General features: G+C 62.3%; 23 protein-coding genes and 1 pseudogene. 13 read left to right on the top strand and 11 right to left on the bottom strand.

Annotated elements, in window-relative coordinates; all coding sequences use genetic code 11:
• Positions 1-117 precede the first annotated feature (117 nt).
• On the top strand, positions 118-1035 hold the full coding sequence (locus C9990_RS06535) for a LysR family transcriptional regulator (RefSeq protein WP_065909132.1): 918 nt from the start codon (positions 118-120) through the stop codon (positions 1033-1035).
• Here the strand turns inward: C9990_RS06535 and C9990_RS06530 are convergent.
• The gene (locus tag C9990_RS06530) at positions 1032-1928 is read right to left on the bottom strand and encodes a LysR family transcriptional regulator (protein WP_065909129.1); all 897 of its coding nucleotides are present in this window, start codon (positions 1926-1928) and stop codon (positions 1032-1034) included. The two genes, C9990_RS06535 and C9990_RS06530, sit on opposite strands and share 4 nt — an antisense overlap.
• Positions 1929-2034: 106 nt before the next feature.
• On the opposite strand from C9990_RS06530, the gene C9990_RS06525 reads away from it, so the two are divergent.
• Together C9990_RS06525 and C9990_RS06520 are read left to right on the top strand one after the other, a co-directional pair.
• Positions 2035-2793, top strand: a complete 759-nt coding sequence (locus C9990_RS06525; RefSeq protein ID WP_106802807.1) for an SDR family NAD(P)-dependent oxidoreductase — start codon at positions 2035-2037, stop codon at positions 2791-2793.
• Between the two features lie 50 nt (positions 2794-2843).
• A complete protein-coding gene (locus C9990_RS06520) occupies positions 2844-3749 on the top strand; it encodes a LysR family transcriptional regulator (RefSeq protein ID WP_065909124.1) in 906 nt (301 codons plus the stop codon).
• On the opposite strand, the gene C9990_RS06515 is transcribed toward C9990_RS06520, so the two are convergent.
• Positions 3736-4176, bottom strand: a complete 441-nt coding sequence (locus tag C9990_RS06515; protein ID WP_065909121.1) for a multidrug/biocide efflux PACE transporter — start codon at positions 4174-4176, stop codon at positions 3736-3738. The genes C9990_RS06520 and C9990_RS06515 overlap by 14 nt on opposite strands.
• Before the next feature lie 88 nt (positions 4177-4264).
• Between C9990_RS06515 and C9990_RS06510 the strand changes: the two genes are divergently transcribed.
• Positions 4265-5119, top strand: a complete 855-nt coding sequence (locus tag C9990_RS06510) for a LysR family transcriptional regulator (RefSeq protein ID WP_106802806.1) — start codon at positions 4265-4267, stop codon at positions 5117-5119.
• 3 nt (positions 5120-5122) lie between these two features.
• Here the strand turns inward: C9990_RS06510 and C9990_RS06505 are convergent, their stop codons facing one another.
• Positions 5123-5956, bottom strand: coding sequence for a LysR family transcriptional regulator (locus C9990_RS06505; protein ID WP_106802805.1), 834 nt, complete (start codon positions 5954-5956; stop codon positions 5123-5125).
• Positions 5957-6067: 111 nt separating this feature from the next.
• Between C9990_RS06505 and C9990_RS06500 the strand changes: the two genes are divergently transcribed.
• Positions 6068-6793, top strand: a complete 726-nt coding sequence (locus C9990_RS06500; RefSeq protein ID WP_065909105.1) for an SDR family oxidoreductase — start codon at positions 6068-6070, stop codon at positions 6791-6793.
• Positions 6794-6817: 24 nt separating this feature from the next.
• On the opposite strand, the gene C9990_RS06495 is transcribed toward C9990_RS06500, so the two are convergent.
• From C9990_RS06495 to C9990_RS06480, 4 genes are read right to left on the bottom strand one after another with little or no spacing between them, the layout of a single operon-like run.
• Positions 6818-8032 (bottom strand): RNA polymerase sigma factor, encoded by a 1215-nt coding sequence (locus C9990_RS06495; RefSeq protein ID WP_106802804.1) that lies wholly within the window; start codon positions 8030-8032, stop codon positions 6818-6820.
• Positions 8029-8505, bottom strand: a complete 477-nt coding sequence (locus C9990_RS06490) for an SRPBCC family protein (protein WP_106802803.1) — start codon at positions 8503-8505, stop codon at positions 8029-8031. The genes C9990_RS06495 and C9990_RS06490 overlap by 4 nt, the downstream gene beginning before the upstream one ends.
• Positions 8506-8539: 34 nt before the next feature.
• A complete protein-coding gene (locus C9990_RS06485; RefSeq protein ID WP_065909096.1) occupies positions 8540-8884 on the bottom strand; it encodes a YciI family protein in 345 nt (114 codons plus the stop codon).
• A 42-nt stretch (positions 8885-8926) separates the two neighbouring features.
• A complete protein-coding gene (locus C9990_RS06480) occupies positions 8927-9346 on the bottom strand; it encodes a nuclear transport factor 2 family protein (protein ID WP_106802802.1) in 420 nt (139 codons plus the stop codon).
• Between the two features lie 147 nt (positions 9347-9493).
• Between C9990_RS06480 and C9990_RS06475 the strand changes: the two genes are divergently transcribed.
• Both C9990_RS06475 and C9990_RS06470 read left to right on the top strand, forming a co-directional pair.
• A complete protein-coding gene (locus tag C9990_RS06475) occupies positions 9494-9994 on the top strand; it encodes a GNAT family N-acetyltransferase (protein ID WP_106802801.1) in 501 nt (166 codons plus the stop codon).
• 136 nt (positions 9995-10130) lie between these two features.
• Positions 10131-11363: a hypothetical protein gene (locus C9990_RS06470; protein WP_106802800.1), complete on the top strand. Its 1233-nt coding sequence runs from the start codon at positions 10131-10133 to the stop codon at positions 11361-11363.
• A gap of 41 nt (positions 11364-11404) precedes the next feature.
• Here the strand turns inward: C9990_RS06470 and C9990_RS06465 are convergent, their stop codons facing one another.
• Positions 11405-11887, bottom strand: a complete 483-nt coding sequence (locus C9990_RS06465; protein ID WP_106802799.1) for a GyrI-like domain-containing protein — start codon at positions 11885-11887, stop codon at positions 11405-11407.
• Between the two features lie 196 nt (positions 11888-12083).
• On the opposite strand from C9990_RS06465, the gene alaC reads away from it, so the two are divergent.
• Positions 12084-13295 carry an alanine transaminase gene (gene alaC / locus C9990_RS06460; RefSeq protein ID WP_065909081.1) on the top strand — a complete coding sequence of 404 codons (1212 nt, stop codon included), beginning with the start codon at positions 12084-12086 and terminating at the stop codon, positions 13293-13295.
• A 148-nt stretch (positions 13296-13443) separates the two neighbouring features.
• On the opposite strand, the gene C9990_RS06455 is transcribed toward alaC, so the two are convergent.
• Together C9990_RS06455 and C9990_RS06450 are read right to left on the bottom strand one after the other, a co-directional pair.
• Entirely contained in the window at positions 13444-14796 is a 1353-nt protein-coding gene (locus tag C9990_RS06455; protein WP_065909078.1) for a GntP family permease, read from the bottom strand.
• An 85-nt stretch (positions 14797-14881) separates the two neighbouring features.
• Complete coding sequence (locus C9990_RS06450) at positions 14882-15415, bottom strand: gluconokinase (protein ID WP_065909076.1); 534 nt, start codon at positions 15413-15415, stop codon at positions 14882-14884.
• 214 nt (positions 15416-15629) lie between these two features.
• Between C9990_RS06450 and C9990_RS06445 the strand changes: the two genes are divergently transcribed.
• The 5 genes from C9990_RS06445 (at position 15630) to C9990_RS06425 (ending at position 20201) form a co-directional block, all read left to right on the top strand.
• Entirely contained in the window at positions 15630-16661 is a 1032-nt protein-coding gene (locus C9990_RS06445; RefSeq protein WP_162946162.1) for a LacI family DNA-binding transcriptional regulator, read from the top strand.
• Positions 16662-16749: 88 nt separating this feature from the next.
• Positions 16750-17382 (top strand): glutathione S-transferase family protein, encoded by a 633-nt coding sequence (locus C9990_RS06440; RefSeq protein ID WP_065909071.1) that lies wholly within the window; start codon positions 16750-16752, stop codon positions 17380-17382.
• Between the two features lie 10 nt (positions 17383-17392).
• The gene (locus C9990_RS06435) at positions 17393-18133 is read left to right on the top strand and encodes an NAD(P)-dependent oxidoreductase (protein ID WP_065909068.1); all 741 of its coding nucleotides are present in this window, start codon (positions 17393-17395) and stop codon (positions 18131-18133) included.
• Between the two features lie 12 nt (positions 18134-18145).
• Positions 18146-19555 (top strand): MFS transporter, encoded by a 1410-nt coding sequence (locus C9990_RS06430; protein WP_065909065.1) that lies wholly within the window; start codon positions 18146-18148, stop codon positions 19553-19555.
• A 133-nt stretch (positions 19556-19688) separates the two neighbouring features.
• Positions 19689-20201 (top strand): hypothetical protein, encoded by a 513-nt coding sequence (locus C9990_RS06425; protein WP_065909064.1) that lies wholly within the window; start codon positions 19689-19691, stop codon positions 20199-20201.
• 106 nt (positions 20202-20307) lie between these two features.
• On the opposite strand, the pseudogene C9990_RS33015 reads toward C9990_RS06425, so the two are convergent.
• Positions 20308-20724: pseudogene (locus C9990_RS33015) on the bottom strand (methyl-accepting chemotaxis protein); the annotation flags it as partial.
• Positions 20725-20817: the final 93 nt, after the last annotated feature.

The following is a 20817-nucleotide window of genomic DNA, read 5'->3' as shown; positions in this document are numbered from 1 at the left end:
GCTCCGCAAAGGTGATGGCGGAAAAGTAGGCCGCGTCTTGACCCCTTGGGAAGATCTATTATCAGATAGCCCATCTTCTGAAAATCAGATAGGCCGGGCCCCTACGAGGAATGCAGCGTGTCATTGACCTTGCGCCAAGTGCGTTATTTCGTCGCCACCGCCGAAATCGGCCAGATTTCCCAGGCCGCCATCCACCTCAACATTTCCCAGTCGGCGGTGACCACGGCGATCAAGGAACTGGAGGCGATGCTCGGCGTGCAGTTGTTCGTGCGTTCGGCCCAGGGCATGAACCTGACCGACGCCGGCCGGCATTTTCTCAACCGTGCCTATGTGATTGTGCGCAGCGTCGACGACGCCCTCAACAGCCCATTGCCCGACTACCGCGCCAGTGGCGTGCTGCGCCTGGCCGCCAGCTACACGGTGCTCGGTTACTTCCTGCCGCACCACTTGCAGCGCATGGAACACTGGCACCCGGATGTGACCATCGAAGTGTTCGAGCAGGAGCGCCAGGCCATCGAACAAGGCCTGCTCGACGGCCAATTCGACATGGCAGTAGTGCTCACCGCCAACCTGACTCATGCGGATATCGTCTCCGAAATCCTGTTCAACTCCGAACGCCGCCTGTGGCTGCCCAGCCATCACCCGTTGTGCGAACGCGGCGCCGTGAGCCTGGCGGATGTGGCCCGCGAACCGTACATCCTGCTCACCGTCGATGAAGCCGAACACAGCGCCATGCGCTATTGGGAACAGGCCGGGCAAACGCCCCAGGTGCGGCTGCGCACCAGCTCGGTGGAAGCAGTACGCAGCATGGTCGCCAATGGCAGCGGCGTGGCGATCCTGTCGGACCTGGTGCATCGGCCCTGGTCACTGGAAGGCAAGCGCATCGAAACCCTCACCGTGACCGACCCGGTCACGCCCATGAGTGTCGGGCTGGCCTGGCACCGCGAGCGTGCGTTTACCCCGGCGATGCAGGCCGTGCGCGATTATTTCCACGACGCCTTCCTGGCGCCGCAGCAGTTGTCGGCTCGCCGTTAGAGTCGGGCTTGCAGCGTCGCGGCCAGCCAGTCCATGAACACCCGCACACGCTGTGGCAAATGCCGTTGCCCGGCGTAGAGCAGCGACACATCGAGCGCCGGCGCCGGGTAGTCGGGCAGCACGGCAACCAGCTCGCCACTGGCGAGCAGATCGCGGATGCCCAGGACCGGCACCTGAGTGATGCCGAAGCCGCCCAGGCAGGCGGATTTGTACGCATCGGTGCTGTTGACCGTGACCCTCCCGGCCATCGGTACGCGGTGCACTTTGTCGCCCTGCTGGTATTCGAACCCCGTCGAACGTGATCCCAAGGGGCGCACGTAATGCACCAGTTGATGGTGCGCCAGGTCCTCGAGGGTCTCGGGTACGCCATGGCGCTGGCGGTAGCCGGCACTGACACAGTTGATCATCGGCATGCTGCACAACCACCGCGCGACCACCGTCTGGTCGGGCTGTGCGCCGACCCGCAGCACACAGTCGAACCCTTCGGCCAGCAGGTCGACCTGGCGGTCGGTGGTGCTGATTTCCAGCTCGATCAAGGGGTGGGCGTCCATGAACTCGGGCAGGCGCGGCAGGATCAGGTCCCGCGCCATCACGTTGGGCAAGTCCACGCGGATACGCCCGCTGAGTTGCGCCTCATCCTGGCGAAACAGGCCTTCGAGCTCGTCCATGTGGGCCAGCAGATCCTTGCTGCGCTCATACAGCACACGCCCGTCCTGGGTCGCCTGCACCTTGCGCGTGGTGCGCTGCAGCAGGCGTGTGCCGAGCAGCTCTTCCAGCGCCTGGACATGCTCGGACACGCTGGAGCGCGGCAGGCCCAGGCTCTCGCCGGCGCCGGTGAAACTCGACAGTTCGGTGACGCGCACAAAGGTGCGCAGCAGTTCCAGCTTGTTCATGGGATTGTTCGCCTTATCCGGCCAGTGATTCCGATATACCCCTGTTTATCACGTTACAGCCGGACAAATACACTCAGTCCCACTGACCACCTGAGAGGACTGCACCATGACCCGTAAAATCGCATTGATCACCGGCGCCAGCCGCGGCCTGGGCAAAAGCACCGCGCTGCACTTGGCGGCACAGGGCGTCGACATCATCGGCACCTACCACAGCGCCGCCGACGAAGCCCAGGCGGTAGTGGCACAGATAGAAGCCCTGGGTGGCCGCGCCGCCATGCTGCAACTGGATGTGAGCCAGAGCGCGTCCTTCAACGACTTCGTGAACCAGGTCGGCGGCGTGCTCAAGGAGGTTTTCGCCCAGCAGCAGTTCAATTTCCTGATCAACAACGCCGGCATTGGCGTCAACGCCGCGTTTGCCGAAACCACTGAAGAACAGTTCGACCGCCTGGTGGCAATCCACTTCAAGGCACCGTTTTTCCTCACGCAAAAACTACTGCCGCTGATCAGCGATGGCGGGCGCATCATTAACATCTCCAGCGGCCTGGCGCGGTTCAGCCTGCCGGGGTACTCGGCGTATGCGTCGATGAAAGGTGCGGTGGAAGTGTTGTCGCGCTATCAGGCCAAGGAGCTGGGCCCGCGCGGAATCAGCGTGAACACCCTGGCTCCCGGCGCGATAGCCACCGACTTCAGCGGCGGCGCGGTGCGCGATAACCCCAACGTGAACGCGATGGTCGCCAACAATACCGCCCTCGGCCGCGCAGGATTGCCGGAAGATATCGGCGGGGCGATCTCGACGCTGCTGGCCGACGGCAGCCACTGGATCACCGGGCAGCGCATCGAGGCCTCGGGCGGCATGTTTCTGTAGACGTTCTGCGCTAGCATCAATGCCTTCAAATCACTGACAGGCAATCACCGATGAGTTTTGATCCAGGCTTGGCCGGCGGCATGGGCGTATTGGCGGCCGTGGTCGACAGCGGCAGTTTTGCCCGCGCCGCCGTCAGCCTGGAGATGACGCCTTCGGGCGTCAGCCGGGCGATTTCACGCCTGGAAAAACGCTTGGGGATTCGCCTGTTCGACCGCACCACGCGCTCGGTGCAACTGACCGACGAGGGGCGGCGTTTCTATCAGGAAATTGCCCCATTGCTGGCCGGTCTCGAAGAGGCAGCCAACTCGGCGGCCGACAGCGCTCACACCGTACGCGGGCGCCTGCGGGTGAATATCGACCCGTACTTCTCGCGGCTGGTCCTCGGCCCGGTACTAGGCGATTTCATGCGCCGCTACCCGCAATTGCAGTTGGACCTGCATACCCGCGACCAACTGGGCGACCTGGTCGCCGATGGCTTCGACCTGGCGATCCGCTTTGGCATCCCGCAATCCTCTTCACTGATCGCGCGCAAGTTGATGCAAGTGCGCGTGCTTACCCTGGCCTCCCCCGCCTACCTGGAACGCCATGGCCGACCGGCCACCCCGCAGGACCTGGAAAACGGGCACATGTGCCTGGATTTCCGCGACTCGCAAACCGGTCGTCCGTTTGCCTGGGAATTTCACCGCCCCGGTGAGCAATTGATCGTGCGCACCGACGGCCGCCTGGTGGTCAACGATGCCAGCACCCTGTACAGCGTGTGCGAGCACGGCCATGCGGTGGCGCAGATGCTCGACCTGGGCCTGGCGCCAGCGCTCAAGGCCGGCAGCCTGGTGGAGTTGTTCCCGGACTGGCCGGACGAGCGTTTTCCGCTGTACGCCTACTACCCCTCGCGGCATTTGCCGGCGGCCAAGGTGCGGGCGTTCCTGGATTTTGTCGCGACGCTCAAGCCCGACTAGGCACGCGCTGGCGTACGAATCTTTCCCGCAACACGTCATACCCCCAGTGATACACATAGGTGTACGGCAGGAAAAACAGCAGCACGCCGATGTCCAGCCAAAACGCCTGCACCAGGCTGATCTTCAGCCACGCGGCAATCAGCGGGACTGCCACGATGATCAGCCCTCCCTCGAACAGCACGGCATGCAGCATGCGCGTCCACACGCCACCGGCGAGCTGCAGGCGCACCTTGAGGCGGTCGAACAGGCTGTTGAAAATGATGTTCCAGGTCAGCGCCAGCACGCTGAGGCCCAGGGTTACCGCGCCCATCTCCAGGGCCGGCCGGCCAGTGATCCAGACCAGCAACGGGGTACAGATCAATAAGGCCAGGCCTTCAAAACCCAGGGCTTGGCAAACGCGTTCAGTAATCGACTTGGTAGGGTGCATGACCCGGCTCCGTGAGTGACGATGGTTGCTATCATTACCCTTCAAGTCGATACTTCATAACTAATAACCATCGATCAAGGCGATAGTCATGGCCTCTCATGAAGTGCTGCAGGCGTTTGTCCAGGCCGCCACCCAGGGTTCGTTTTCGGCGGCGGCACGCAAGCTGGGCAAGAGCCAGTCCACCGTCAGCGCAGCGGTGGCCAGCCTGGAGATTGATCTCGACGTGGTGCTGTTCGATCGCAGCAGCCGCAAGCCGACGCTCACACCGGCCGGCCATGTGTTGCTGCAACGCGCCGAGCAGGTATTGGAGGCCAGCAGCCGTCTGGAGCTGGCGGCGAGCCAGTTGGCCCAGGGCCTGGAGCCGAAAGTGACCATCGCCATGTCCGACACCTACCAGTCGGAGCGCTTCGAACTGGCGCTCAAGGCATTCGAGCAACGTTACCCGGACCTGGAACTGGAATGGCTGATCGCCGAGTGCGAAGACCTGATCGCCCTGGTGCAAAGCGGCCGGGCGCAGATTGCGTTCGTCGAGGCCCAGGCGGTGTATCCGCCCGACCTGAGCCGCGCCCCGGTGGAGGAACGCACGGAAATCGCGCTGTTCGTCGCCCCGGATCATCCCTTGGCGAGCCTGGACACCATCGACCTGCAAGCCCTGCAGCAACACCGTGAACTGCGCCTGGCGAGCATCATCAACCCGAATGAAACACGCCCCACGGGCCGCGTGTGGTCGGCGCCGAGTTTTCTGATGCTGATGGAAATGGCCCAGCTCGGTTTCGGCTGGGCCGAGCTGCCTCGCTGGCTGGTGGAACGCTTCGGCAATGCCGGGCTGGTCGAACTCAAGGTACGCAGTTGGCCGCGCTCGGTGGCCGTGGATGCGCTGTGGTCGCGGCAGTACCCGCCAGGGCCGGCGGGGAGTTGGATGCTGGGGCTGATGGTCGATTGACGCCTAGTGTTGCGGCGGTCGGTTGTTCTGGAAATACTCGTGCAGGGCGCGCAGCGCGGGTGATTCCAACGCTTGCGCGGCGAAGCACAGCCCGACCCGCCGCGTCGGCGCCGGCAGGTGCCATTCACGGCTCACCACCCCGGCGCGCTCGGCCGCCAGCGACTGCGGCAACATCGCCACGCCTACACCGGCGGCCACCATATGCAGGGCCTGGGTCAATGAGCCGGCATGCCCGGCCACCGCCTGCGGCGAGCGCCCATACAAGGCCATCAGGCGCTGATGGGAATCGTGTTGCGGGCAGGTGATCCAGTCCTCGATTGGCGCCCAGGCCTGCTCTGTGCCAGCCTGCGCCATGGGATGTGCGGCCGGTAACGCCATCACGTAGGACTCTTCCCAGATCGGCAGGAACAGTTCGTCCTCGCAGCACATTTCCTCGACCGCCAGGCGCCCTTCCCCTTCACAGCCTTCCTGCAGGGTCAGCAGCAAACCGGGCAGACCCTGGTGTGCCATGCGCAGGAAGGTTTCGATCTGGCTGTCGGCAATATCGCCCTCGACCCCCAAGTCCAGCGCAATGCGATTCTCGCGGCCGCGGAACAACCGGCTCAGCGCCTCCGCTTCGGCCACCATGCGCCGCGCCTGGGGATACAGCACCCGTGCTTCGGCACTGACCTCGACCCCGCGAGGCTGACGCACGAACAGCGCCACGCCCAGCTCATCTTCCAACTGCTTGATGGTCACCGACAACGTCGGCTGACTGATGAATAAACGCTGCGCTGCAGCGGTGATATTGCGTTCTTCAAACACCGCGAGAAACGCCTTGAGGTGACGTACATCCATAGTCAGATCCGATGACAGACAGAGAAATAAGGCATTTTTCAGCCTTTAACCGGGTAAATATACTTCCTCCACGTTTCAGTTATCGATTTTTCTTATTCCAGGAGTGCACACATGAGCCAGCCACTGATCATCATCACCGGCGCCAGTTCGGGTATCGGCGAAGCTACCGCCCGCCGATTGTCCGCCGCCGGTCACCCGCTGTTGCTGCTGGCACGCCGTATTGATCGCCTCAACGACCTCAATCTGCCGAACACCCTGAACCGTGGGGTCGACATCACCGACCGCGCCGCCCTGGTCGCTGCCGTGAAGGAAGCTGAAGCGCAATTCGGCCCGGCCGATGCGTTGATCAACAATGCCGGGGTGATGCTGCTGGGCGCAGTCAGCGAGCAAGACCCGGCGCAGTGGGAGCAGATGCTCGACGTCAACGTGAAGGGCCTGCTGAATGGCATTCATGCGGTGGCCGCGAGCATGGTCGCGCGCAAGCGCGGCACGATCATCAACGTCAGCTCGGTGGCCGGGCGCAAGACCTTCCCGAACCACGTGGCGTACGTCGGCACCAAGTTTGCCGTGCATGGGATTTCAGAGAACCTGCGCGAGGAATTGTCGCCGAGCAATGTACGCGTGATCACCATCGCTCCGGGCGCAGTGGAAACCGAGCTGCTCAGCCACACCACCGATGAGGCGATCAAGAGCGGCTACCAAGCCTGGAAACAGGACATGGGCGGCACCGTGCTGAGTGCCGACGATGTGGCCTCGGCGATTGCCTATGCCTACCAGCAACCGCAGCATGTGTGCATCCGCGAGATCGTGTTGGCCGCGACTCGCCAGCAGCCCTGAGCGGCCCCTTTCAGGAGCCAGCTCCTAGTGCTTGAGTTCGGCCAGGCGCTGCTCGAGGAAGCGCTTTTCAGGCGCTTGCTGGGTCAGCGACAGGGCTTTTTCATAAGCTGTACGAGCCGCTTCTACCCGCCCCAATTGCCGGCAAAACTCCCCGCGCGCTGAATACGCCAAGTGGTAATCGAGCAAGTCGCCTCGTTGCAAAATGCCTTCCACCAGATCAAGGCCCGCCAGCGGGCCTTGCCACATGGCCACCGCCACGGCGCGGTTCAGCTCGATCACCGGCGATGGCACCTGCCTGAGCAATACATCGTAGAGTCCGACGATCTGCAGCCAGTCGGTTTGCCCCGCGCCCGGTGCTTCGGCATGCACCGCGGCTATCGCCGCCTGCAGGCAATAGGGCCCGTAGCCGCGCAAGGCCAGTGCGCGTTCCACCAAGGCGCAGCCTTCGGCCATCAAGGACGCATCCCACAGCGCACGGTCCTGTTCATTCAACAGCACCAGTTCGCCACTGGCCGAGGTCCTTGCTGCACGGCGGGATTCGTGCAACAGCATCAGCGCCAGCAAGCCCATCACTTCCGGCTCCGGCAGCAATTCCAGCAACAGGCGACCGAGACGAATGGCTTCGCGGGTCAGTTCCTCCCGGGTGAGGTCGGCGCCCATGGAGGCCGAATAGCCTTCGTTGAACACCAGGTAAACCACGCGCAGCACGCTGTCGAGGCGCTCGGGCAGCTCGGCCAGCGACGGCACCTGATAAGGGATTTTCGCTTCGCGGATCTTGCCCTTGGCGCGCACGATGCGCTGGGCAATGGTGGTCGGCGTGGCCAGGAAGGCGCGGGCGATTTCCTCGGTGGTGAGGTCACAGATCTCACGCAGGGTCAGCGCCGCCTGTGCGTCAGGTGCCAGTGCCGGGTGACAGCAGGTAAAAATCAGGCGCAGGCGGTCATCTTCCACGTCTTCCTCGCTCCAGTCCTGCGCTTGCAGCGCGTCGGCCTGGGCCTGCAGCAACGGGGTGAACCGCGCCTGGCGGCGCAAGCGGTCGATGGCTTTGAAGCGACCGGTGGAGACCAGCCACGCCCTGGGATTTTGTGGCACACCGTCCTGCGGCCAGCGCTCGACCGCGACGAAGAACGCCTCGTGCAAGGCTTCTTCGGCGAGGTCGAAATCCCCCAACAGGCGGATCAGGGTAGCGAGGACGCGCCGCGATTCGCTGCGGTAGATCGCCTCGATCGCCGGCGTCAATCGGGCATGCCCTGGGTCACCAATGTCACCAGCCGGTCCAGGCTCTGGCCCCAGCCGTCGTGAAAGCCCATGGCTTCGTGGGCCTGTTTGTCTTCAGCGCTCCAGTGCATCGCGCGGGCGGTGTAGCGGGTCTTGCCGTCGACATCTTCGAAGGTCACTTCGGCGCTCATGAACGGTTTTCCCGAGGGGATCCAACCCGGCTTGAAGGCGTCGGTAAACACCAGGCGACTGGGCGCCTCAATCTCCAGGAACACGCCCTGGGTCGGGTACTCGCTGCCGTCCGGCGCACGCATCAGGGTGCGAAACAGGCCACCGACCCACAGGTCCATTTCGCACTCGGGGGTGGTCATGCCGTGGGGGCCCCACCATTGCTGCAACAGGGCGGGCGTGGTCCAGGCGCGAAAGACTTTGCTGCGCGGCGCGTCGATCAAGCGGCTGATGGACAGTTCGAATTCGGCGGGTTGGGTTGTCATGGGTAAACCTCCTCAAGTCTTGTGATTGTTGTGTTCAGAGATTCAACTCGCGCACGGGGCGCACTTCCACACTGCCGACCCGGGCGGCCGGAATGCCACCGGCCACCTGGATCGCCTCATTCAAGTCGCGGGCCTCGATCAGGTAAAATCCGGCGAGCTGCTCCTTGGTTTCGGCAAACGGCCCATCGGTGATCGACAGCTTGCCGTTGCGCATGCGCACGGTGGTGGCGGTGCTTACCGATTCCAGCGGTTCGGCAGCGAGCATGCGGCCGCTGGCCTCGATGGACTGCGCATAGGCAAGACACTCCGGGTCTGCGGGGCTGTCGGGCGAGGTGTGCAGGACCTGTTCGTTGCTGTAGATCAGGCAGAGGTATTTCATGTGCGTCTCCGTTTTCGGACTACTGACTATAGTTCGCGGCGCTCAAGGTTTCAGGTCGAACAGTGCGGTGCCGCTGTCCATGTCGAACGGCGCCGACCAGTGCTCATGCACCACGCGCCATTGGCCATTGATCTGTTGATAGCCGGCAGTCACGCGCATCCAGCAGGCCTTGAACTCACCGTCCGGCCCGGCGCCGCCGCAATGGGCCAGCCAGTGGGCAAATGCGCTGTCCTGGGACTCGACGATGCGCAGTTCGTGGAACTCGAAAATCCCCGGGCCGGGGCAGTGCTTCATGCATTCCTCCCAGTGCGCGCGATAGGCGGCCTTGCCCTTGAATTGCAACGCGGTCACGGCGTCGAACGCGACGATATCGTCGGCGTAAAAGCTGACAATCTTGTCGATATCCCGGGCGACGACGGCGTGTTTCCAGGCATCGATGAGGCGATTGATGGTGGTGCTCATGGCGATACTCCTGCGGGATGTAATTCACGGAAGACACCCTTAGTCGAACGCGCCGACGCCGAATCGACAGCCGCTTGAAAAATAATTTCACCCCCGGCAAACCCGCTAGAATCCACGGTTCTTTGTAGGAATTCGGATGCGTCCCTGATGGAAACCCGCCTCGTCCCCTATGAGACGCTGAGCCTTGTGCAGAAACAGCAGCTCAACACCCTGCAAGTGCATCCCGAGCAACTGGCGTATTCCGGCGATATCGACTGCGCGCTGAACAGCCTGCTGGTCAATCCCAACCCCGCTGCGATCAAAGGCTTCGCCCTGCTTGCCGACGAGCATCCCGTGGCTTTCCTGCTGCTCAAACGCCCACCCTGCCTGCCCCACTGGGCCGACGAGCACAGCGCGACGCTGCACGCGCTGCAGGTGGATCGCCAGCAGCAAGGGCGCGGGTTCGGCAAGGCGTGTCTACAGGCGCTGCCCGCAGCGGCACTGCAGGCGTGGTCGCAGATCAAGGGCCTGGAGTTGTCCGTGGACGCGGACAATGTGGCGGCGATGACGATGTACCTGAGCGCCGGCTGGGTGGACAGCGGGGAGGCCTACAGGGGCCGCATTGGGTATGAGCGCCGGTTGAGCTGGGTGTTTGACCGGCCCCTCTGAACGGTCGTGTCTACTGTCAGATTTCACAGCTATACAGCGGTCGCCCTATGCTTTGTACTGGAATGCCCGAAGTTGTCGCTCAAGGTTTGGAACGAGCAGGCGTGGAAACTCTCAACGTCCCATCCGGAGAACACTCATGAGTATTCCGTCGAATCACACTACGGCAAACACCGCCGGCAGCCCGGACCTGTCCTTCGGGAACCAATCCCCAAAGGACGGCACGGTCATCGCCTCATCCTCCGCAGGCCTGTCACGCGTGCTCAGTGACGGTTCCACCCTGACGGTGGGATTGACGAGAGAAGGCGGCATAAATCGATTAGCCGTCACCAAACATACGCCTGCGGGTGAGCCTGACACCCAATTCGGGACCGGATACACGCGCCTTGCAGAATCCGCCGTCCTCATGGACCTGATCATTCAACCTAATGGAAAGCCCGTTTTGCTGGCTGCACTGGGAAATGCGCATCGCGCATTTATTACTCGATTCAATGCGGAGGATGGCAACGCGGACCTGCAGTTTGGCGTAAACGGCATAAGGGAACTGGATAAAGCGGTCTTTCCCGTGAGCATCAAAGGCGGTTTAGCCGTGCAGGCCGGCGACAAGGCCGTGCAGACTGACAACAAGGCCGGGCAGGCCGACAACAAGATTGTCGCCGTATTCAGTGACGGCACTGACACCTTTATCTACCAACTCGGAGTCAACGGCGAGGTCATCAACTTCGGAAACGACAGACCGAATACGTTGGTTAATTCCCAACTCGACAGTGTGTTGATCACTCAAAAAGGCTTCGTAGTTGCCGGCACGACCAAGCTGGGCGACAAACGCGAGGCCTACATCGTCGGCCTGACGGATAATGGTGAACTTGACGGCAGCTTCGGTACAAATGGCTTCGCCGTATTGCCCTTCGACAATAAGCAAAACAGACAAGTCACTGCACTGGCCAAGGGCCCGGAAGGCAGAATAGCGATTGCCGGAAGTAGCTATACCACCCCGGGGGACAAGAACTTCGTGGCCATCCTGCTGGCCAACGGCCAACCCGATCCCGCCTTTAATGCCGGCAAGCCGCTGGAAAAAAACGCCGACGGTTTCCGTTTTACCAGCGTGGTGGTCCAGCCTGATCAGAAAATTGTGGCACTGGCCCGCAATGGCAATGGCAGCGTCATCCAGTTGCTCCGGTTCAACCCGGACAGTCAACCGGACGCCACCTTTGGTGTGGACGGCATCGCCAATGCATGGCGAGACCCCAACGGACGTCCCGAGCACGGCCAAGTCAGCCTGGTGGAGTGGGTAACGTTCAACAGCACACTGCAGAGCAGCGGCATTCACGCGGGTCGTGAGTCCTTCATCGGGCGCCTGCTCAGCGAGTGACGGTATCGATTGAGCTGCCCAGGCAGCTCAATCGCGTTGCTTCAGGCCTTGGCTTGAACCGGCAGCCAGATCTCCACCGTCCCGATGCCCTTGCGCGCATCAAAATCCGCGCTGTAACGCTCGAAATCCGCGCCCATCACCTTGTAGCCCGAGTGCGGCAACCATTCGAACATGATGCGTTCGTAGGTCTGCTCCAGCGCCTGCACCGGGCCGTAGTGCGGGAACACGGCGTAGTTGAGCGGCGGAATTTCGATGGACTCGAAGTTGCTCGGTACATCGCCCTTGGTGGGGACTTCAACCCCGGCCATGTAGTCGAATTCGTCATGTTTGGGGTTGTGGCACACCCCATAGGTCACGCCGCCAACGCGCTTCTTGATGTCCTTGACGCAGGTATCGAACAACTCCCACAGCTTGGGGATATCGCCCACGGTGGCCTTCGAATAACGCCCTTGCACCCCGGCGATCACCAGGGCTTTACCGGCTTCCATGCGTGGCTCCAACGGTTGTCTTGTCTGCTGATCCATACGAACAGTCTCCTTCTTATGAGGGAACAAACCCGCATCGAGTATAGGGGCATATCCGCGCTGGACTCCATGCAGAAAATTTTCCTACGCATCTGGACAACTGGCCATCATCGACCGTATTGTCTGCCCCGCAGGCCACCGCAGTGGCCGACGTCGCTCGGACGGTTCCGGGCGCTTACGTACTCTCGAGGCAACAATGGCAGACCAAGGTTCGCCGCGCCGCTTTGCGCGCATTGATCGACTCCCCCCGTATGTTTTCAATATCACTGCCGAGCTGAAGATGGCTGCGCGTCGGCGCGGCGAAGACATCATCGACTTGAGCATGGGTAACCCTGACGGCGCCACGCCACCACATATCGTGGAGAAGATGGTCACCGTCGCCCAGCGCGAAGACACCCACGGCTACTCCACTTCCAAGGGCATTCCGCGCCTGCGCCGCGCCATTTCGCGCTGGTACAAGGACCGCTATGAAGTGGACATCGACCCCGAGTCGGAAGCCATCGTGACCATCGGTTCCAAGGAAGGCCTGGCGCACTTGATGCTGGCCACCCTGGACCAGGGCGATACCGTGCTGGTGCCGAACCCCAGCTACCCGATTCACATCTACGGTGCCGTGATTGCCGGCGCCCAGGTGCGTTCGGTACCGCTGGTGCCTGGCGTGGACTTCTTCGCCGAGCTGGAACGCGCGATTCGCGGCTCGATTCCCAAGCCGAAGATGATGATCCTCGGTTTCCCGTCCAACCCGACCGCGCAGTGCGTGGAGCTGGATTTCTTCGAGCGCGTGATTGCGCTGGCCAAGCAGTACGACGTGCTGGTGGTACATGACCTGGCCTACGCCGACATCGTCTACGACGGCTGGAAAGCCCCGTCGATCATGCAGGTGCCGGGCGCCAAGGACATTGCGGTGGAGTTTTTCACCCTGTCCAAAAGCTACAACATGGCCGGCTGGCGCATCGGCTTCATGGTCGGCAACCCGGAACTGGTCAACGCCCTGGCCCGTATCAAGAGCTACCACGACTACGGCACCTTCACCCCGCTGCAGGTGGCGGCGATCGCTGCGCTGGAAGGCGACCAACAGTGCGTCAAAGACATCGCCGAACAGTACCGCCAGCGCCGCAATGTGCTGGTCAAGGGTCTGCATGAGTTGGGCTGGATGGTGGAAAACCCGAAGGCGTCGATGTACGTCTGGGCGAAGATTCCCGAGGCGTATGCCGCCATGGGCTCGCTGGAATTTGCCAAGAAGCTGCTGCTCGAAGCCAAGGTGTGTGTATCACCGGGGATCGGTTTTGGTGAGTACGGCGACGATCACGTGCGCTTTGCGCTGATCGAAAACCAGGACCGGATTCGCCAGGCGGTGCGCGGCATTCGCGGGATGTTCCGGGCGGATGGCTTGATCACCAAGGCCTGATCCCGCAACGCGGTCAAAAATGTGGGAGCGGGCTTGCTCGCGAATGCGCAGTATCAGTCATGTATCTGGCGACTGATCTAGCGCACTCGCGGGCAAGCCCGCTCCCGTATTTGGAGGGGGTTTTCACCCCGGCATCATGGCCTGCCTGTCAGACCACCAACGACAGCAGCATGATAAAGATCAGCGCCACCACCGACAGGATGGTCTCCATCGCCGTCCAGGTCTTGAAGGTCTCGGCAACGGTCATGTTGAAGTACTGCTTCACCAGCCAGAACCCCGCATCATTGACGTGCGACAGGATCAACGAACCTGCGCCCGTCGCCAACACCAGCAACTCACGGTTGACCCCTGGAATCATGCCCACCACCGGTACCACGATGCCGGCGCCGGTAATGGTCGCCACGGTCGCCGAACCGGTTGCCACACGAATCACCGCCGCCACCAGCCAGGCCAGCAGGATCGGGTTGATCTGCGCGTTCACCGCCATGTGGCCGATCACGTCACCCACGCCGCTGGTCACCAGCATCTGCTTGAAACCGCCACCGGCGCCGATGATCAGGATGATCGCGGCGGTCGGCGCAAGGCTGGCGTCGAGCAGCTTGAGGATCTGCTTGGAATGGATGCCCTGGCGATGGCCAAAGGTGTACAACGACAGCAGCAATGCCAGCAGCAGCGCAGTGATCGGGTGGCCGATCATGTCCATCCAGTTGCGCACCACGTGGCCTTCGACCAATGCGATGTCGGCGAAGGTTTTCAGCAGCATCAGGAACACCGGCAGCAGCACAGTGATCAGGGTGATGCTGAAGCTCGGCAGGGTTTTCGACTCAGGTTCGCGGGCCAGTTGGTCCACCAACTCCTGGGACGGGTTACCCGGGATGTACTTGGCGATAAACGTACCGAAGATCGGGCCGGCAATGATGGCGGTCGGCAGTGCGACGATCAGGCCATACAGGATGGTCTTGCCGATGTCCGCGCCAAACACGCCGATGGCCAGCAGCGGGCCCGGGTGCGGTGGCACCAGCCCGTGCACCGCCGAGAGGCCGGCCAGCAGCGGGATGCCGATCTTGATCAGCGACACGCCGGTGCGGCGCGCGACGATGAACACCAGCGGGATCAGCAATACAAAACCAATCTCGAAGAACAGCGGGATGCCCACCAGGAACGCGGCGAACATCATCGCCCACTGGACCTTTTCCTTGCCGAAGGCGCGGATCAGGGTCTGGGCGATCTGATCGGCGCCGCCGGATTCGGCCATCATCTTGCCGAGCATGGTGCCCAGCGCAAGGATGATGCCGACAAAGCCGAGCACCCCGCCGAAGCCGTCCTGGAATGCCTTGATGATCTTGTCCACGGGCATGCCCGAGGTCAGGCCAAGGAAGCCGGCCGCGATGATCAGTGCAATGAACGGGTGCACCTTGAACTTGGTGATCAGAAAGATCAGACCGATGATAGTGACCACTGCATCAAGCAGCAGGTAGGACTCGTGGGACATGCCAAACATGGGGGGGTCTCTCCTGTTTGTTGTTGTTATTAAAGCCGGTATTCAATTTGTCGCCGGGGATAGCGCTATCTTTTCCGGCAAAAAATTATTTGGATGGTTCAAAACCGTGTTTCAGCCACCAGGCATTGGTTTGTTCGGCCAATGCCTCGACGCTGTCTTCGCTGGCATTGAGGGCCAGGGTCAGCGGTTCGCCGACGGGCGATTCGAGGGTGGCGAACTGGCTGTCGATCAGGCTTGCCGGCATGAAATGGCCGGGGCGATGGGACACGCGGTCGGCGGCCACGGCACGGGTCAGCTCCAGAAAGACAAACCCCAGGCCCGGCGCGGCTTCGCGCAGGTGGTCGCGGTATTTCTTTTTCAGCGCCGAACACGTCAGCACCGGATGCTCACCGGCCTTGAGCGAACGGCGCAGCTCATCGCACAGGATGTCGAGCCAGCCGGCACGGTCGTCGTCGTTGAGGGGGTGGCCGGCGCTCATCTTCTCGATGTTCGCGGCGGGGTGAAAGCTGTCGCCTTCGATGGCGGTGGCACCGTTCAGGCGGCACAGGGCCTCGCTGACGCTGGACTTGCCACAGCCGGAAACACCCATGATGACCAGGGCGGTAACAGGTTGACTCATGAAACACCTCAGGACGCAGATAGCGCTACCTTTGCACGCTGTAAGGCTAGTGCAAAAACAGGCTTTTCCCGCGCCGTCTTGTCTTTTTTTATGGAGTGACGCGTGCATCCGCTCCAATGGTTTTGAACAGGATCAGGCAACCCTTTCTTCAAGAATTTGCAGGCCTTTGGAGACAGCGCTACCTTAGTGCCTCGATTTTTGTTTGGCAAGCCGCCTGATGACCTCCAAGAACGATAAAAATACCCGCACGACGGGCCGCCCTACCCTCAACGAAGTCGCCCGCCTGGCCGGCGTCAGCCCCATTACCGCGTCCCGCGCCCTGCGTGGCATCAGCACAGTTGCCACCGAACTGGTGGAAAAAGTGCAGCACGCCGCCGCCGAACTCAACTACGTGGTCAACCCTGCCGCCCGTGCGCTGGCCTCTGCGCAGAGCCATTCGGTGGTGGTGCTGGTGCCGTCGCTGTCCAACCTTTTATTTATCGAAACCCTCGAAGCCATCCACCAGGTGCTGCGGCCCAAGGGCTTTGAAGTACTGATCGGCAACTCGCATTATTCGCGCGATGAAGAAGAAAACCTGCTGCGCAACTACATGGCCTACCAGCCGCGGGGTTTGCTGCTGACCGGCTTCGACCGCACCGAAAGCGCCCGACGGATGGTCGAGGCCAGCAACGTGCCGTGCGTCTACATGATGGACCTGGACCCCAACGCCGGCGTCAACTGCGTGGGCTTCTCGCAGGTAGCGGCCGGCGAAACCGCTGCCGCGCACTTGCTGTCCCGTGGGCGCAAGCGACTGGCCTATATCGGCGCGCAACTGGACCAACGCACCTTGCTGCGCGGCGAAGGTTTCCGCCGTGCGCTGCAACAGGCGGGGATGTACGACCCCGCGCTGGAACTGTTGACGCCACGCCCGTCCTCGGTCGGCCTGGGTGGCGAGCTGTTCCTGCAATTGCTGGCGGCCCATCCGGAGGTGGACGCGATCTTCTTCGGCAACGACGACCTGGCCCAGGGCGCGCTGCTGGAGGCCATGCGCCATGGCATCAAAGTACCCGAGCGCGTCGCGGTGCTGGGCTTCAACGACTTGCCGGCCTCCTCCTTCATGGTGCCGCGCCTGAGCAGCATCAGCACACCGCGTGAAGCCATCGGCAGGCGGGCGGCGGAGCATTTGCTGACGATCATGGCCGGCAACAAGATCGCCAAACCCGTGGTGGACATGGGGTTTGAGCTGCAGGTGCGCGAGAGTACCTGAGCCCGAAATCATCGGTGGTCGCGCCAGGCACTCGCTGTCCTCGGCGTCCCCTGCTAGATTGGCTGCTCTCCACTGCCAGGGAAGCACCATGGGACACTCACTGAAAATCTTGGGTCGCACGTCTTCCATCAACGTGCGAAAAGTACTGTGGACCTGCCAGGAACTGGGCATCGACTACGTGCGCGAAGACTGGGGCATCGGCTTCAAGCCGACCCAGTCCGCCGAATTCCTTGAGCTGAACCCCAACGCCCAGGTGCCGGTGCTGATTGACGATCACGGTGTGTTGTGGGAATCCAACACCATCTGTCGCTACCTCGTCAGCCTCTACCAACGCACCGACCTGCTGCCCGCCGAGCCTGCGCCGCGGGCGCGTGTCGAGCAGTGGATCGACTGGCAAGCCATCGAACTCAACCGCGCCTGGGGCGATGCCTTCACCGCGCTGGTGCGCAACAACCCGGACGGCCTCGACGCCGCGCAGATTGCCGCCGCCGTGCAGCGCTGGAACGACAAGATGGGCCTCCTCGAACAACAACTTGCTCGCACCAATGCCTACGTGGCCGGGGACGAATTCACCCTCGCCGATATCCTCATCGGCCTCTCGGTGCACCGCTGGCAGATGACCCCCATGACGCGGCCGCCCTACCCCGCTATTGCCGCTTACTATCAACGCCTCGGCCAGCATCAGGGCTTCCAGACCTTTGCCCTTGCCGGTCACAACTAAGGAATTGCACATGAAAGGAATCAATGTACTGCTCACCGGCGCCTGCGGTCGCATCGGCAAAACGTTTTTCGAAGCCTCGAAAGACCGCTACCGCTTCACCCTCACCGACCGTATCGCCCCGGACTTCAACCTCGGCGAGCACCGCTTCGTGCAGGCCGACCTCAGCGACAAATCCAGCCTCGCCGCCCTGCTCGACGGCATCGACGTGATCGTGCACCTTTCCGGCATCCCCCATGCCAGCGCCACGTTCGACGAATTGCTGCCCAACAACATCCTCGCCACCACCCACCTGTTCGAAGCCGCCGTTGCCGCCGGTGTGCAGCGCCTGGTGTTCGCCAGCAGCGCGCAAACTATCGAAGGCTACCCGGTGGATCGCCAGATCACGCCCGGCATGCAAGTCATGCCCGCCAACCTGTACGGCGTGAGCAAATGCTACGGCGAGGCACTCTGTGGCTATTACGCGGCCAAGACGCCCCTGTCGACGATTGCCCTGCGCATCGGCGCCTTCGAGTTCCCCGCGACCCACGACCTGAACAACGCGCGCGACCTCAGCGCCTGGCTCAGCCCACGTGACGCGGTGCAACTGCTGCAACGGTCGGTGGAGGCCGAGGGCGTCAAGCACCTGATCGCCCACGGCATCTCCAATAACCGTTTCAAGCGCCTGGACCTGAGCGAAACCACACGGGTGTTGGGTTACCATCCGGTCGATGATGCCTTCCAGGAAAATTTCGAGATTCCGATCACTTACTGAGTTTCCCGCACCATGCCTGCACTCCCCGCTACAGACGGCATCGACCCAGTCCGCGCCGCCCACATCAGCGCGCGTATTGACCGCCTGCCCGCCGTCGCTACCGTCTGGCGCCTGGTGGCGTTGCTGTCTATCGGCGGCTTTTTCGAGCTGTATGACCTGTTCCAGACCGCCTACATCAGCCCCGGCCTGATCACGGACGGGATTTTCCACATCGGCAGCGAGGGCGTGTTTGGCTTCTCGGACCAGGCGGCGTTCGCCTCGGCGACCTTCCTCGGGCTGTTCCTGGGCGCCAGCCTGCTCAGCCCCATCGCCGACCGTTTCGGGCGCCGGGCGATCTTCACCTTTGCGTTGATCTGGTACACCGTGGCCACCGTGCTGATGGGCATCCAGACCTCAGCCCTGGGCATCATCTGCATGCGCTTTCTGGTCGGCATCGGCCTGGGCATCGAGCTGGTGACGATCGACGCCTACCTCTCGGAACTGGTGCCCAAGCGCATGCGCAGCTCGGCGTTCGCCTTTGCGTTTTTTATTCAGTTCCTGTCGGTGCCAGCAGTGGCGCTGATGTCGTGGTGGCTGGTGCCCCAGGCGCCGTTCGGGGTCTCGGGCTGGCGTTGGGTGGTGCTGAGCAGTGCAGTGTTTGCGCTGTTTATCTGGCAACTGCGCAAGCGCTTGCCGGAGTCACCGCGCTGGCTCGCGCAAAAAGGCCGCTTTGATGAAGCCGGCCAGATCATGGACAGCCTGGAGGCGCGCTGCCAGAAGGATCACGGCAAACCGCTGGATGCACCGGAACCCGAAGCCGTCAGCGTGCAGGGCAACGGCCGATTTGCGGATATCTGGCAACCGCCGTACCGGCGCCGCGCGTTGATGCTGATTGTGTTCCACGTGTTCCAGGCCATCGGCTTTTTCGGCTTCGGCAATTGGTTGCCGGCGCTGTTGTCGGGCCAGGGCGTGAGCGTGACCCACAGCTTGCTGTACGCCTTTATCATCACGCTCGCCTACCCGTTGGGGCCGTTGCTGTTTGTGAAGGTGGCCAACCGCTTTGAAAACAAGTGGCAGATCGTCGGCTCGGCCATGGGCGCGATGATCTTCGGCAGCCTGTTCGCCCTGCAAACCACGGCGGTGGGGCTGGTGATCTGCGGGGTGATGATCACCTTCTGCAACGCCTGGCTGAGCTTCAGTTATCACTCGTACCAGAGCGAACTGTTCCCCACCAACATCCGCGCGCGGGCGGTCGGGTTCTGCTACTCGTTCAGCCGCTTGTCCACGGTGTTCAGCAGCCTGTTGATCGGGTTTATCCTCGAGCACCTGGGCACGCCGGGCGTCCTCGCGTTTATTGCCAGCAGTATGCTGATCGTGATGATCACCATCAGTTGGTTCGGCCCGCGCACGCGCAACCTGGCGCTGGAAAACATCGCCCACTGACGGCAACGGTTGGCCGCCGGCGGGACAATGTTTGCCGCGGCGGCCAGGCCATCCCCAATAAAACCGGGGTGATGCGACCCGGCATGCTAATTGCTCCAGCACTGGCACCGACCATTTTCCCAGGTGACCGATCATGCTGGTTAACAACAACACCCAAGCGGTGTCGACCATTCAACAGATCAAGCGGCCCGACATGGACCCCGCCAATGCTGCCGCCAGCGCGCTGTACAGCGGTGCCGTGCAAGCGGCGCAGCAAAGCGTGACCGTACCGGCCGCGCAGAAGGAACTGGACAAGGCCAACGATCGCATCGACGAAGCCTTTGCCAAGACCCGCGTGCAGTTGCAGGCCACCACGGCGGCAACCACCGCAACCACCGATGTGCCGGCAGCGGGCAGCAGCACCAGTACCGCGCGGGCCGATTTCACTGACTACATGAGCAAATCCCCGGCCGAGCGCATCCGTGAGCAACTGCTCAAGGAGCAAGGCTTGACCGAGGCGGATGTGCAGAACATGTCGCAGGAAAAGCAGGACGCTATTTCCAAGCAAGTGGCCGAGCGCCTGAAGCAGCAGCAAGAGCAGCAGGTAGCGGCGAAAACCGCTGACCCGCAGGCACAGGCGGTGAAAGAGACCCTGGCCGCCATCTAACGGGCCACCCTGATCAACGGTAGGCGCCGGCTTGCCGGCGATGCAGGCGCCTCGGTGAATCCAGACCGAGGTGATGCTATCGCCGGCAAGCCGGCTCCTTCATGCGTTATTGCAGTTGCAACGTCGAATTGAACTGACTGATCGCATCCACCACATGCCGTGAGCCTTCCTGAATCTCCAGGATCACCTGCCCCGCCTCGTTCGCCAATTCCACCCCCAGCCCTGTGCGGCTCAAGCTCGACTGCATGCTCGACACCGCGCTCAGCGACAGGTCGTGGTTTTTGCGCACCACCTCGACAATCTCCACCGTCGCCTGGCTGGTCCGCGCCGCAAGGCTGCGCACCTCGTCGGCCACCACCGCAAAACCGCGCCCATGCTCGCCGGCCCGCGCCGCTTCGATGGCCGCGTTCAGCGCAAGCATATTGGTCTGCTCGGCAATGCTGCGGATGGTCTGCACGATGGCGCCGATGATGTCCGACTGTTTGCTCACCGCGTCGATGCTCTGCGCCGCCTGGTTCAGATCGTGGGAAATCTCCTCGATGATCTGCACGGTCTGCTGCACCACCTCCGAGCCCTTGCGTGCGCAGGCGTCGTTTTGTACCGAAGTGGCGTGGGC

The sequence above is a fragment of the Pseudomonas sp. S5D5 genome (assembly GCF_003013355.1).
Lineage (GTDB): Bacteria > Pseudomonadota > Gammaproteobacteria > Pseudomonadales > Pseudomonadaceae > Aquipseudomonas > Aquipseudomonas aylmerensis.
Note: the sequence above shows the minus strand (reverse complement) of the source record. Positions and strands in the feature narration are given on the sequence as shown.